Source organism: Bacillus sp. GM2, assembly GCF_056155945.1.
In genome coordinates this window covers 558767-574136 of the sequence record NZ_JBRKSZ010000008.1, presented here as the reverse complement: position 1 = coordinate 574136, position 15370 = coordinate 558767, and the positions used below count along the sequence as shown (strand labels likewise).

Annotated in this window: 5 protein-coding genes and 1 riboswitch; all 5 genes read left to right on the top strand. The window is 49.7% G+C overall.

What is annotated here, in order from left to right; genetic code table 11:
- The 5 genes from ACVC9U_RS17540 to licA all read left to right on the top strand — a co-directional run bounded on the left by ACVC9U_RS17540 (position 1) and on the right by licA (position 15355).
- Positions 1-1083, top strand: a complete 1083-nt coding sequence (locus ACVC9U_RS17540; protein ID WP_003178823.1) for an ABC transporter substrate-binding protein — start codon at positions 1-3, stop codon at positions 1081-1083.
- A gap of 9 nt (positions 1084-1092) precedes the next feature.
- Positions 1093-2211: an ABC transporter ATP-binding protein gene (locus ACVC9U_RS17535; protein ID WP_441391349.1), complete on the top strand. Its 1119-nt coding sequence runs from the start codon at positions 1093-1095 to the stop codon at positions 2209-2211.
- On the top strand, positions 2198-3064 hold the full coding sequence (locus tag ACVC9U_RS17530; RefSeq protein ID WP_003178827.1) for an ABC transporter permease: 867 nt from the start codon (positions 2198-2200) through the stop codon (positions 3062-3064). The genes ACVC9U_RS17535 and ACVC9U_RS17530 overlap by 14 nt, the downstream gene beginning before the upstream one ends.
- Positions 3057-3869: an ABC transporter permease gene (locus ACVC9U_RS17525; protein ID WP_016886078.1), complete on the top strand. Its 813-nt coding sequence runs from the start codon at positions 3057-3059 to the stop codon at positions 3867-3869. Before ACVC9U_RS17530 ends, ACVC9U_RS17525 begins: the two co-directional genes overlap by 8 nt.
- A 467-nt stretch (positions 3870-4336) precedes the next feature.
- A riboswitch (cyclic di-GMP riboswitch) is annotated at positions 4337-4423 on the top strand.
- A gap of 183 nt (positions 4424-4606) precedes the next feature.
- Entirely contained in the window at positions 4607-15355 is a 10749-nt protein-coding gene (licA, locus tag ACVC9U_RS17520) for a lichenysin non-ribosomal peptide synthetase LicA (RefSeq protein ID WP_441391348.1), read from the top strand.
- The last annotated feature ends 15 nt before the right edge of the window (positions 15356-15370 follow it).

The window sequence follows — 15370 nt, the reverse complement described above, 5'->3', positions numbered from 1 at the left end:
ATGAAAAGTAAAATTTCTGCTTTATTTATTCTGTCTCTTGCAGCGGTGCTCCTCCTTTCGGGATGCGGCGGAAACGGAAGTCAGGAAAGCAAACAATCAGATACAGTCGTTATCGGCGTCTATGGGGGCGATTGGGAAAAACATATCAAGCCGAGCCTCGAATCTTTTGAAAAAGAAACAGGACTGAAGGTCAAAGTTGTCGCAGGGACAGACTCTGAGTGGTTCACAAAACTCAAGGCATCGAATGGCAGAAATGCTCCCTATGATCTCTTAATTCTGCAGCCGGACACGATTCACAGAGCGCAGTCGGCGGGATTGCTGGCACCGATCGATCAGGAAAAGGTTCCGAATGTCCGCGATCTGTACCACTCTGTTCAGAAACGCTTCACCGATGATGGAAAGCAGTATGCGGCCGGTTTCAGTATGGGACAGCTTGGAATTGTCTACCGAAAGGATCTTGTACCACAGGAGCCTAAGCGCTGGACGGATCTTTGGAACAGCAGCTATAAAGGTCATGTCGCCATATCATCGCCGGCTTATTCGGCGGGGCTTCAGTTTTTTGTAGGATTAATCAATGCCCAGGGCGGCCTGGAGTCAAACGGGAAAGACGTGGATAAAGCGTTCAACAGCTTGGCTGATTTAAAGAACAACATAACGGCCTATCCCGATAATCCAGGCTCGATACAAACGCTTCTGGAACGTGGGGATGCATGGGTTGTTCCGTTTTGGGACGGCCGCGCTTTTTCTTTGCAGGATGCAGGTCTTGACCTGGGATTTGCATATCCCGAGGAAGGTGCAGTCGCAGCAGTTGCAAGCTGGGCTTTAATGAAAGGAAGTCCTAATCAGGATAATGCGTACAAGCTGTTAAATCATCTGCTCAGTCCAGAAGTGCAAGGAGATTTTGCCGATAGAACGTTTTACGGCATGGCCAATAAAAAAGTGAAATACAGCGATAAATTAAAAGGGAAGATCAAAGTAGGGGAGGATTATTACAGGAATTTAAAATGGGTTGACTATGAAGTCGCGGCAAAAGATCTAGGCGATTGGACAAATCGCTGGAATCAAGTACTTGGCGGAAAATAGGTGACAAACATGAGCGCAATTCAGATTAGGCATGTCAGCCGGCATTTCGGAAACACCATCGCATTGGAAGACGTACAGCTTGAAGTCAAAGAAGGGGAGTTTTTCTCCCTCCTTGGTCCGAGCGGCTGCGGAAAGTCAACGCTCCTGAATATTATTGCCGGGTTCCTTGAACCGACGTCAGGTTTTGTATATATAGGAGGACGAGATGTAACTGATTTGCCGCCATACGACCGACATATCGGAATGGTTTTTCAGGATTATGCTTTATTCCCGCATCTCAGCGTTTTTGACAATGTTGCATACGGCTTGAAAGTCCGAAAATGGCCCCGCCGCAAGATTGAAGAACGGGTGATGGAATGCCTCGCTCTTGTCAGGCTTGAAGCGTTTGCTAATCGCATGCCCCATCAGCTGAGCGGGGGTCAGCAGCAGCGGGTGGCGATTGCCCGGGCATTGGCCGTTCAGCCGTCTGTGCTTTTGCTAGACGAGCCGCTGAGCAACCTGGATGCGAAACTTCGAAAAGAAATGCAGACGGAGCTGCGCAGCATCCAAAAGCGCGTCGGCATTACAACGATTTTAGTGACGCACGACCAGGAGGAGGCTTTAAGCTTATCGGACAGGATTGGAATTCTCGGATGCGGGAGGCTTCAGCAGCTCGGCACTCCGTTGGACGTGTACCGCACGCCTGCCAATCAATTTGTGGCCGAATTTATCGGACAGGTCAATTTACTGAAAGCGCGTGCGTCGAAGATACAGCCTTCATCGGGCGGCTATGGATACGAAACGGTCGATTTCGAAGTGTATGAAGGCGTTCCGCTGACATTTGAAATCAACCAGGAACTCTCAAAAAAAACTTCTGTATTGTTCATGGTGCGGCCTGAGAGGATCTCAGTTTCCTTCGAGAAGCAAAAGAACAGGCTGATTGAAATGCCTGCAACAATTACCGAAGTCAGTTACGCCGGGCATGATCTCAGGCTGAAAGCCGCTGTTTCCAAAGGAGTATGGATCATTCAGGCGCCCGATCCTCAATTCCCTAGATTGCCGAAGGCGGGAGATCAAGTGTATCTTTCTTTGGAGCCGGGCGATTTTGTTCCGCTGGATGTTAAGGAGGATGCAGATGAGGGCTGTTGAACAAAAACGGTTTTATTGGTTTTTGCTAGTTCCTGTCCTTTTATTTCTCGGTGTTTTTCTTGTTTTGCCGCTTGTTCTGCTGCTGTTATTAAGTTTCAGAGACGTGGACGCTATGATGAATACGCTCGATACGTATAGTTTTTCTCAATATGTCGAGGTGTTCTCTTCAGACGTTTATTTGAAAACAATCGGTATAACAATTTGGACGGCGTTGAAGACCACTGTTTTATGCCTTGTGATGGCGTATCCGGCGGCATATTTACTCGTTAAGGCGCCAACCGGCAGGCTGCGGGCTTTGTTTTACATTTTGCTTGTTTCCCCTTTATTGACCAGTGTTGTCATTCGGACGTTTTCCTGGATTGTGCTGCTTTCGCAAAACGGGATCGTCAACGAGGCGCTTATCAGTATGAAGATGATTGAAAAGCCCCTGCCGCTTTTATGGAATATGAACGCAGTCATCATTGCATATGTCCAGGTTATGCTGCCGTTTGCAGTACTGCCGCTTGCCAGTTCTTTAAGCGAAGTGAAACCTGATCTTAAATTTGCTTCGATGAGCCTTGGAGCGGGCAGGCTGCGGACATTTTTTTTCGTTACCTTGCCGATGACGGTTCCGGGATTGCTGACAGGAGCAATGATCGTGTTTTCGCTTTCTGCCGGAAGCTATATTACGCCTCTTCTCGTCGGGGGAAGGATGCAGCCGCTCCTGCCGTTGTCCATCTATCAGCAGGTCATGCAAGTCTTTCATCTTCCTCTTGCAGCCGCAATGTCGATTACTTTATTAGCCGTTGTCAGCGTGGTTATTGGAATCCTTGGCATTTTCCAAAAGCGTTGGGAGGCGAGAATAAATGGGTAGGCGATTGCGACGTATGCGCAGGGGAAAATGGATTGATGCGTGTGTTTGGACAGCGGGTTTATTGGTATACTTCTTTTTGGCGCTGCCCGTCTTCGTGATCATACTGTCGGCATTCAGCCCGGACGAATATCCGAAGTTCCCGCCATCAGGCATCTCGCTGCGCTGGTTTGCCGGAGTTTTCAGCAGCAGCGGCTGGATGGAATCGATTTGGGTCAGCTTTATGCTGCTTCTCGTTGTAACGCCTCTTGCGGTGATCCTTGGAACAGTTGCAGCCTATGCATTGGCGCGGCTGAACTTTCCGGGAAAACAGGCGATTCAGGCTTTTGTTTTATCGCCGTTGATGATTCCCCAAATCGCATTAGGCGTATCATTTCTCTATTTATTGACAATGATTGGGGTAAACGGCACGTTTGCCGGGCTGGCCGCCGGGCATATGCTGATCAGCCTTCCGTATGTCGTTCGGACGGTCGGAGTCAGCATGGCAAACGTGGATCAGAAGCTTGAACTGGCATCCATGAATCTCGGCGCAGGTCCCTGGCATACCTTTTTTCATGTCATCTTGCCGCTTATTAAACCGGGAATCATTGCGGGAGCCGTTTTTGCCTCTGTAACGTCATTCGGAGAAATATCAATCAGTCTGTTTGTTTCTTCACCGGCTGTCACGCCTGTACCGGTTCGTACATTCAGCTATATTGACCAGACATTTGATCCGAGCGTTCATGCGATTTCGGTTATTTTTATCACGGTTTCAGTGATTGCGCTGATCATCATCGAACGGACGATCGGGCTCTCAAAAACCATGTAGCAGGCGAAACTCAGCCTGCTTTTTTGTATGGAGCATCGGAAGTATTTCAAGATACCGTTCAGAATGAGACAGTTCAGCAAATTTAACATTCTGCTTCAATGTTTTCGCAAGCCGGTTTGTCTTTTCTCGTCAGTTTAAACGGCCTGGTAAAAGAAACGTTTTAATTGAATGAACATTGTAAAAGGAAGCGCCGAAGCTTTAACAGGCCTTCATGATTTATTTATGAAGTCCATGCTGTTTTTTTAATATTTTAATATACTCTTTATCTAAGATTTGGAATTTTTTGCGGGTTTAAACGATTTTTTTCGTTTTCCCGCATATTTTTTTGTCAATTTCGGGATCGCGCATTAACATTCATGTACAACATTCGGTATCCCGCATGAAACTTTTCACCTATTTTTCGGTGAAAAAAACAAAATTTTCATTTAAAGTGAACTGTGAGCAGAAAATGAATTTATATCAAGAAAAGCAGATAAAGGCAAACCTGCGGAAACGCAGGGACGCAAAGCCATGGCCTAAGGTGCTGACGGTGCTACGGTTGACAGGTTGCCGAATAAACAGGGAGTTCGCCCGTTTTTATTCGGGCGGGCTCTTTTCTTTTTATTTCCAATATAATGTTTTATTGGAAACGACAAATCTGTGACAGCGTTTTTCGCTCATCGCAAAACCGCAACATTGCATTGCGGCTTGGCTGTTCGCATCGTCATACATAACAAGAGATAAAGGAGGAATAAAGAATGGGAAACACATTTTACCCGCTGACACATGCTCAAAGGCGAATTTGGTACACGGAAAAGTTCTATCCCGGTACAAGTGTTTCAAATTTGAGCGGCTTTGGAAAATTAAAATCTGCATCCGGAATCGATTCCGGGTTATTGACTGAAGCGATTCGCAAGTTTGTTCGTACGAATGACACGATGCGATTCAGGCTGATGTTTGAAGGAGAGGATGAGCCGAAGCAGTATATAGCGGAAGACGAACCTTTCCAAATTGAATATTTTGATGCTTCAGAAAGCGGAGGAGCAGACGGCGTTCTTAAATGGGGACAAGCTGAGGCGCGCCGGCCCCTGCCTTTGTATGACAGTCCGCTGTTTAAATTTGCCGTTGTTCGCATTAGTGAAGAAGAAAGCTGGTTTTTTGCAAAAGTTCATCATATCATTTCCGACGGCATTTCTATGACGATCCTAGGCAACCGGATTACAGATATTTATTTGAAGCTTGCCAAAGGGGAAACCGACCTTGAACCTGTACAGTCATCATTTACGGAACATATCCAGAGCGAATTGGAGTATGAAAATTCGAAGCGTTTCCAGAAGGATAAAGCATATTGGAACGCACAATATGAAGCGATTCCGGAGCCCGTATCGTTAAAAGCGAGCGATACGTATCAGATCCAATTGGATGCAGCCCGCTTTTCAAAAGAGATTTCCCCTGACCTGTATAAAAAAATTCAAACGTATTGTAATGAACACAACATCAGTGTACTCTCCCTGTTCCTATCCATTCTGCACATCTATATGCACCGGGTAACCGGACAAAAAGACGTCGTTCTCGGAACATTTATGGGTAACCGGACAAATGCAAAAGAAAAACAGATGCTCGGGATGTTTGTGTCGACGATTCCGATGAAAGCCTCCATTGAAGTACACCAAGACTTTAGTGCATTTGTGCAGGAAAGAATGAAGGACCAGCTGAAAATCATTCGGCATCAAAAGTATCCGTACAATCTGCTGATTAATGATTTGCGGGAAAGACAGCCGCATGTCAGCAAATTGTTCGCCGTCTCACTGGAATATCAGGTTATGCAATGGCAGCAAAAAGAAACGGTGTCGTTTCTTACCGAGCCGATTTTCAGCGGCAGTGAAGTAAACGATATTTCCATTCATGTGAAAGAGAGATGGGATACCGGGACGCTTGCGATTGATTTTGATTACAGGGAGGAGCTTTTTACTTCGGAAGAAATGGCCGTGTTATATGAACGGCTGATGACGCTGCTTGAAGATGCCCTGCTGTCTCCGCAAAAAACAATCGCTGAACTGGAGATTGTTCCCGCTTTTGAAAAAGAGCGGCTGTTAAAGCGTGCATCAAGCCAAACCATTGCATATGACAAGAACATGACCCTGCACGGTTTATTTGAACAAAAAGCAGCCGATCATCCCGAAAAAACAGCGGTTGTATATGAAGGACAAAAACTTTCGTACCGGGAGTTGAATGAACAATCGAGCCGCTTGGCAATGGCGCTTCGGAGAAGAGGCATCGGGCCTGATGCTCCGGCTGCGATAGTGATGGAGCGGTCAGAGCTGGTCATCACGGCGATGCTGGGCGTTTTGAAAGCCGGCGGAGCTTATGTACCGATCGATCCTGGATTTCCGGAAGAAAGAATCCGTTTTATGCTGGAGGATTCAAAGGCGAAAGCGGTTATCACAGACAGCGGGCTGACTTTTGAAACGGCTGAAACGGTGCAGTTCAGCGAAGCGCTTTCTGAATCGCGGGAAAACGGCTATCCGTCTTCAGCGGCAGGCGCCGGGCACCTTGCATACATCATTTATACTTCCGGTACAACGGGCCGTCCAAAAGGCGTCATGATTGAACACAGGCAGGTCCACCACCTTGTCAGAGGACTTCAACAGGCCGTTGGTACATACGATCAGGATGATTTGAAACTGGCGCTTCTGGCTCCATTTCATTTTGATGCTTCCGTTCAGCAGATTTTTACGTCTCTATTGCTCGGGCAAACGTTGTACATCGTACCGAAAAAGACGGTTTCCGACGGACGCGCTTTATCGGATTATTACCGCCGGCATCAAATCGATGTGACAGACGGTACACCGGCACATTTGCAGCTTTTGGCTGCGGCTGATGATCTTTCAGGCGTCAAACTGAGGCATATGCTTGTTGGAGGAGAGGCTTTATCAAGGGTTGCGACGGAAAGGCTGCTTCAGTTATTTGCAGAAACAGCTGAATCCGTGCCTGCTGTTACGAATGTTTACGGACCGACGGAAACTTGTGTGGATGCCTCTTCTTTTACGATTACAAACCGCACAGATCTTCAATACGATACGGCCTATGTACCGATTGGCCGGCCGATAGGAAATAACCGTTTTTATATTTTGGATGAAAACGGCGCACTCCTTCCTGATGGCGTCGAAGGGGAATTGTATATTGCAGGAGACGGAGTCGGGCGAGGCTATTTGAACTTGCCTGACATGACCAGAGACAGGTTCTTGAAAGACCCGTTTGTATCCGGAGGTCTCATGTATCGAACAGGGGATACTGCACGTTGGCTTCCTGACGGTACAGTTGATTTTATCGGCCGAAGAGACGATCAAGTGAAAATCCGCGGCTTCCGGATCGAGCTTGGCGAGATAGAGTCGGTGCTGCAAGGAGCCCCTGCTGTCGAAAAAGCAGTTGTCCTCGCGCGGCATGAAACCGGCGGCAGCCTTGAGGTTTGCGCTTATGTCGTTCCGAAACAAGGCGGAAAGATTCACATTCAGGGACTGAGGGAGCACTTATCCAAACACCTGCCTGATTATATGATCCCTTCCTGCTTTGTCGAGCTTAATGAAATACCGCTGACGGCAAGCGGAAAAGTCGACCGGAAAGCGCTGCTTCGCCATGAGGTGTCTGTCAGCGGGACTGCAGAATATGCGGCGCCGAGAAATGAATGTGAAGAAAAAATGGTGGGTATATGGCAGGAAGTGCTCGGAGCTGAACAAGTCGGAATCCACGACCAGTTTTTTGATCTGGGCGGCCACTCTCTCAAAGCGATGACCATGCTGGCAAAAATTCATAAAGCTTTCGGAGTCGAAGTTCCGTTGCAAGTCCTATTTGAAAAGCCGACAGTAGCGGCGCTGAGCGGCTTTGTTTCTGAAGCCGAGAAAGACGGATTCGCGGTAATTGAACCGGCGCCGGAAAGTGACGATTATCCTCTTTCATTGGCGCAGCAGCGAATCTATATCGTCAGCCAGCTGGAGGGTGCCGGAGTCGGCTACAATATGCCGGCCGCGGCGATGCTTGAAGGCACTCTTGACTCTGGGCGCCTTGAAGCTGCTTTTCAAAAACTGATTGATAGGCATGAGGCGCTGCGTACTTCGTTTACAGTTGTGGATGGCGAGCCGAGGCAGACCGTTCATCAAAGGGTTCAGTTCAAGATTGAGAAGGTTAAGGCGGAAGGCAAGCAGATCGAACAAATCGCGAAATCATTTGTCCGCCGCTTTGATCTCGCCAAAGCTCCGCTGATGAGAGCGGGTCTCGTCAGCCTTGCAGACGGCAGACATCTGCTGTTGTTCGATATGCATCATCTCGTATCTGACGGCGTGTCGATTTCGATCATATTGAATGAACTGGCCGCGCTGTATAACGGGGAGGAATTGCCGGAGCTGCGTTTGCATTACAAAGATTATGCCTTCTGGCAAAGGGCGCAGGCACAAGAAGGCTTTCAAAAAGAAGAGGCCTATTGGAAAAGCATGTTTGCCGGCGAGCTTCCCGTACTGCAGCTGATGACGGACGAGCCGAGGCCGCCTGTTCAAAGCTTTGAAGGAGACAGGGTATCCGCAGTCCTGCCAAAAGACCTGAAAGAAAAATTAGCCGTGCTGGCAGAGCAAAACGGCGCGACATTGTACATGGTCATGCTGTCTGCGTACAACATGCTTCTTGCAAAGTACTCCGGGCAGGAAGATGTGATCGTCGGGACGCCGGCGGCCGGCCGCAGACATTCCGATCTGGAAGGAATCATCGGCATGTTTGTCAATACGCTGGCGATCCGTTCAAAAGTGGACCCGGGCAGAACGTTCGCAGACTTCCTGAATGATGTAAAGAAAACGGTAATCGATGCTTTTGAGCATCAGGATTATCCGTTTGAGCGGCTTGCGGAGAAGTTTGGCGCATCGCGCGATTTAAGCCGTCATCCCATCTTTGACACGATGTTTATTTTGCAGAATGCATGGGAAGACATTCCGCTGCTCGGCGATTTGCACCTCTCGATTTATGAAACGAACTTCAATATTGCAAAATTCGACTTGACGCTGCAGGCAAAAGAAGAGCATGGAGAATTGATTCTCGATTTGGATTACAGCACGAAGCTGTTTAAAAAAGATACGGCTGAAAGGATGCTGAAAGCATACTTGAACCTTCTGGAGGACATGGCGGCTGATCCGATGCTCAGGATCGGCGAGTACAGCCTTTTGACAGAAGAAGAAACGAATCGCCAGCTCGTCGCGTTCAACCCCGCGGCAAGCGATTATCCGCGGGAGAAAACGATCGTTCAGCTATTCGAGGAACAGGCTGCAGAAAGAGGCGGTTATCCCGCCCTGCAATTTGAAGACAAAGTATGGTCATATGATGAGCTCAATCGGAAAGCGAACCAATTGGCAAGGCGCCTCCGCAAAAGTGGCGTGCAAGCCGGCACGACGGCGGCCATTCTTACGGCCAGGTCGGCTGAAATGGTCATCGGCATTCTCGCTGTGCTGAAAGCCGGCGGGGCTTATGTGCCGATCGATCCCGATCATCCGGAAAAGCGTGTGCAACATTTCTTCAAGGACAGCGGAGCGGCGGTTCTTTTAACGCAAAAGGCGATGAAGCCGCTCGCTGAGGCGGCGGAATTTGGCGGCGACATCCTATTTGTTGAGGATGAAAACCTTTATATGGGAGATGCGTCTGATTTGCGCCTTCCGATTTCTCCGGAAGCAATGGCAAATCTAACGTACACATCTGGAACGACAGGGACGCCGAAGGGCAATATGGTCTCTCACCGGAATATTTTGCGTACTGTAAAAAACGCGAATTACTTGGAAGTGATGGAATCCGATATCGTTCTTTCGATTTCAAATTATGTGTTCGACGCCTTTATGTTTGATGTGTTCGGTTCATTGCTGAACGGCGCCAAGCTGGTGATAGCTCCAAAAGACACGATTCTTGATATGAGCCGGCTCGCACATGTACTGGAAAAAGAAAAGATTACGATTTTAATGATCACGACCGCATTATTCAATCTGCTGACAGACATGCGGCCGGACAGTTTGAAGGGACTCCGCAGGGTTCTGTTCGGCGGCGAACGTGCATCTGTCGATCATGTCAGAAGAGCCCTGAAGACAGTTGGCAGAGGGCGGCTGCTTCATATGTACGGTCCGTCTGAGAGCACGGTCTTTACAACCTACCATCCAGTCAATGAAGTGCCGGACGATGCGCAGGCTATACCGATCGGAAAGCCTGTCAGCAATACGGAGGTTCTGATTCTTGATTCATTCGGCAATGTACAGCCGGCAGGGGTTGCGGGAGAATTATGCGTCGGCGGAGACGGCCTTGTCCGCGGCTATTTTAACCGCCCTGAACTGACGGCTGAAAAGTTTACGGCGCATCCGTTCAAAACCGGCGAAAAGATTTACCGGACGGGTGATATGGCGAGATGGCTTGCCGACGGATGCCTCGAATTTATCGGTCGGATTGATCATCAGGTCAAAATTCGCGGACAGAGAATCGAGCTGGGCGAAATCGAGCATCATCTCCTAACGCATGACATGGTTCAGGAAGCCGCTGTTCTTGCTGTTGACACCGGGGCGGGAGATCAAATGATCTGTGCATACTTTACGGCTGATCAGGAGCTTTCGAGCCAAGAGCTTCGCCGACATGCGGCAGAAGGTCTGCCAGGCTATATGATCCCGTCTGTGTTTATGCAGCTTGATGAGCTTCCGCTCACAGGCAATGGAAAGATCGACAGAAGGGCGCTGCCTGAACCGGATATCGCGCAGGCCGCGCAAAAGGAATATACGGCGCCAAGGAGCGGCACAGAAGCGCAGCTTGCCGATCTTTGGCAGGAGGTGCTCAATGTACCGAAAATCGGTGTGCATGACAATTTTTTTGAACTCGGCGGACACTCTTTACTCGGAATGACGCTCATCGCCCGCATCCAGCAAGAGATGAATGTTGACCTGCAGCTGAAAGACTTGTTCCAGGCGCCGACAATCGAAAGCCTGGCCCAGGCGGCGGCAAAATCTGAGAAAAAATCTGCCGTTTATATTGAAGCGGCGCCGGACCGGGAAACGTACCCCGTTTCGTCGGCGCAAAAACGGCTGTACGTTCTTCAGCAGATTGAAGGCGCTGAGAAAAGCTATAACATGCCGGCCGTTCTCCAACTTGAAGGAAAGCTTGACCTGAAGCGCCTGGAGTCTGCCGCGCAAATGCTGATCAAGCGCCATGAAGCGTTCCGCACGACGTTTGAAATCAGGAACGGCGAACCTGTTCAGCGGATTTGGGAAGCTGCGGAATTGACCATTGATGTCATCGATGCAGATGAACAAGAAGCGGAAAAGCTGATTAAAGAGTTCATCAGGCGGTTTGATTTAACAAAGGCTCCGTTATTTAGAATGAGCATCATACGTGTCACGGAAGAAAAACATCTTTTGCTTGTCGATATGCATCATATCATTTCCGACGGCGCTTCCGTCAGCGTGCTGATCGATGAGATGACAAGGCTTTATGCGGGAGAGGCGCTTGAACCGCTGAGGATTCAGTATAAAGACTATGCTGTATGGCAGCAGCACTTGCTCACTGAACGGCACCAAATGCAGGAGGAATACTGGCTCAAGGAGCTTGACGGCGAACTGCCTGTTTTGACGCTCCCGACAGACTATCCGCGTCCTTCTGTTCAAACGTTTGAAGGAAGCCGTATCAGCTTTTCTCTGAAACCGGAGCTTGTCCAGCAGCTCAGAAGACTGGCCAAGGAAACGGAAAGCACTTTATACATGGTGCTCGCTGCCTCATACAGTACGTTTTTATCGAAACTGAGCGGACAGAGCGAGGTCATTTTCGGCTCTCCGGCTGCCGGGCGGCCGCATGCAGATTTGAGCCGTATCATCGGCATGTTTGTCAATACGCTTGCGATAAGAACGCGTCCTGAAGGAGACAAGCCGTTTTCTGCATTCCTTGAGGAAGTAAAAGAAACGACGCTCGGCGCATTTGAGCATCAAGATTACCCGTTTGAAGAACTGATCGAGAAGCTGAACATCCAGCGCGACATGAGCCGAAACCCGTTATTTGATGCCGTCTTTTCAATGCAAAATGCCGATTTGAAAGACTTGTCAATGGAAGGAGTCACACTTAAACCGTATGATTTTGCCCATCAGACTGCGAAATTTGATCTGACGTTGACAGCGGCGGAAGAAGACGGACTTCTCGTTTTTGAAATGGAATACAATACAGCTCTCTTTAAGCGCGAATCGATCAAACGCTGGAGCGGGTACTGGGTCAACCTGCTCGAAGCGGTTGCCGAAACCCCGGATGCAAGCCTTTCAGACCTTTCGCTTCTGGATGAAGCGGAAAAACGGCGGATCGTCCAAAAGTGGAATGAGACGAAGCTCGCTGTGCCGCAGGACAAAACGGTCCATGAGCTGTTCGAAGCGCAAGTCCTCCGCACGCCTGACCGCGGGGCAGCGGTGTACAACGGCGTGAAGTGGACGTACAAAGAGCTGAACGCGCGCGCCAACCGTCTGGCCCGCCTGCTGATTGAAAAAGGAGCCGGTCCTGAGCAGCGGGTCGGAATCATGGTGAAGCCTTCGCTGGAAATGGCGGCCGGCGTACTTGCGATTTTGAAAGCGGGAGCGGCCTATGTACCGATCGATCCCGGCTATCCGGCCGAGCGGATCGGATACGTACTGAAAGACAGCGGTGCAGAACTGCTTCTGACGCAAACAAACTTAGCCGTACCTGAAGAATTCAGCGGTGAAACGCTTCTTCTCGATTCGATGCTGAGCGAAGAAATCACAAATGATGATGAAGTGAACCCGCAGGCAGGTACACAGCCAAACAACCTGGCATACTTGATTTACACATCGGGCACGACAGGCCAGCCGAAAGGCGTCATGGTCGAACATCAATCGCTCGTGAACTTGTGCTATTGGCATAACGATGCATTCACGGTCACCGAACAGGACAAAAGCGCGAAATATGCCGGCTTCGGCTTTGACGCTTCCGTCTGGGAGATGTTCCCGTACTGGATCGCCGGAGCGGAGCTTCATATCATTGATGAAGCGATCCGGATGGACATTACGCGTTTGAATGAATATTTCGAAGAGAACGGAATAACGATCACGTTCCTGCCGACACAGCTGTGCGAACAGTTCATGGAGCTCGACAACCAGTCGCTGCGCGTGCTGCTTACGGGCGGAGACAAGCTGAAGCGGATCGAAAAACGGAACTACACGCTCGTCAACAACTATGGGCCGACGGAAAACACAGTCGTTGCGACGAGCACAGCAATCGATCCTGATGAAGGCATGCTTTCGATCGGAAAGCCGATTGCCAATACGCGGGCGTATGTGCTTGGACAAAACAACGAAGTTCAGCCTGTCGGCGTCGCTGGCGAGCTGTGCATCGCCGGCCGCGGGCTTGCGCGCGGCTATCTGAACAAGCCGGAGGAAACGGCGAAGCGTTTTACGGAAGACCCGTTTGTGCCGGGCGAGCGCATGTACCGGACAGGGGATGCGGTCAAATGGCTGGAAGACGGGCGGCTTGAGTACATCGGCCGGATCGACCAGCAGGTGAAAATCCGCGGCTTCCGGATCGAGCTTTCTGAAATTGAAGTCCAGCTCGCGCGGCTCTCTGAAGTTCAGGAAGCAGTCGTCACCGACATCGAAGACGCCTACGGCAACAAAGCGCTGTGCGGCTATGTCGTTGCGGACGAACAGCTTGATACAGAAAGCCTCGCCCGTAAGCTGGGGCAGACGCTTCCGGACTACATGGTACCGGCGTATTGGGTGCAGCTTGATGAGCTTCCGGTTACGGCGAACGGAAAAGTCGACCGAAGGGCGCTGCCTCAGCCTGACGTCGAAGCGCAGACAGCCGAATACAAAGCGCCGCGCACAGAAACGGAACAGCTGTTGGCGGACATTTGGCAGGATGTTCTCGGCATAGACCGAATCGGAGTCACGGACAATTTCTTCGCGCTCGGCGGGGACTCGATCAAAGGAATTCAAATGGCAAGCCGCCTTCAGCAGCACGGTTGGAAGCTGGAGATGAAGGACTTGTTTCAGCACCCGACGATCGGGGAGCTCAGTGCTTATGTTCAAGCGGCTGACGATCAGCCGATCGATCAGAACCCTGTCGAAGGCGAAGTCACACTGACGCCGATCCAGCGCTGGTTCTTTGAGCGCAAATTTACGAACGAGCATCATTGGAACCAATCAGTTATGCTTCACGCCCCTTCAGGGTTTGACCCGGAAGCGGCAGGCAAGGCTTTAACCAAGATGATCGAACACCATGATGCACTTCGCATGGTTTATCAGCGAAATGGAGACGGGATTGTTCAGTACAACAGAGGGCTGGAAGAAACAGCGGTTCGTCCTGAAGTCATCCGCTTCAATGAATCGGGTGCTGAACTTGAAGCTGCCGTGTTAAAGGAATCAAACCGGATTCAAAGCAGTATCAATTTAACCGAAGGCCCGCTTTTGAAAGCGGCGATCTTTGAGACGGATCAAGGCGATCATCTTCTCATCGTCATTCATCATCTCGTTGTGGACGGAATTTCATGGAGAATCCTCCTTGAGGATTTCGCCGCCGGGTACGCCCAAGCTGAAAAAGGGGAGCCGATCATTCTTCAAGAAAAGACGCACTCTTTTGCTGAATATGCGGCTCGCCTGAAAGAATACGCAAGGTCAAAAGCTTTCGCGAAAGAAATCGGCTATTGGCAGGAAGTCGAGAAGGCGGAGACGGCATCGCTCCCTAAAGATGATGAAGCAGAGGACAAACGGATGCACCATACGAAAACGGCTGAGTTTTCTCTCTCGAAAGAAGAAACAGAACAGTTGATGACAAAAGTTCATGAAGCATATAACACGGAAATGAACGACATTTTGCTTACGGCGTTGGGCTTGGCGCTGAAAGAGTGGACCGGGCAGGAAGACTTTATCATCTGCTTGGAGGGACACGGCCGGGAGGACATCATGGAAGGCTTGAATATTTCCCGGACGGTCGGCTGGTTTACAAGCCAGTTCCCGGCGCTGATTCAACTGCGCCATTCCGAAGATATCGGCTATCAAATCAAACAGATCAAAGAAGAGTTGCGCCACATTCCGAATAAAGGAATCGGCTATGGCATTTATCGCTATTTGACCGAAGAAGGCAAAAAGGCGCAGCCGATCAAGCATGATATCAGCTTTAACTATTTGGGCCAGTTTGCAGAGATGGCGGATTCGGGTCTGTTCACGAGATCAGCTTTGCCGTCCGGCGATCCGCTCAGCCCGGAAACGGAAAAACCGAATGCGCTAGACATCGTCGGCTATATCGAAAACGGCATTTTGACAATGTCAATTGCCTATCATTCACTCGAATACAAAGAAAGCACCGTCGCCGCTGTCGCCGCAAGCTTTAAAACTTATTTGCTGCAATTGATCGATCATTGCTTAGAGCTGGATGGAGGCGAACTGACCCCGAGCGATCTTGGAGATGACGAACTAACGCTTGAAGAATTAGATAAACTGATGGAAATTTTCTAACAAAAAAACGAGGTG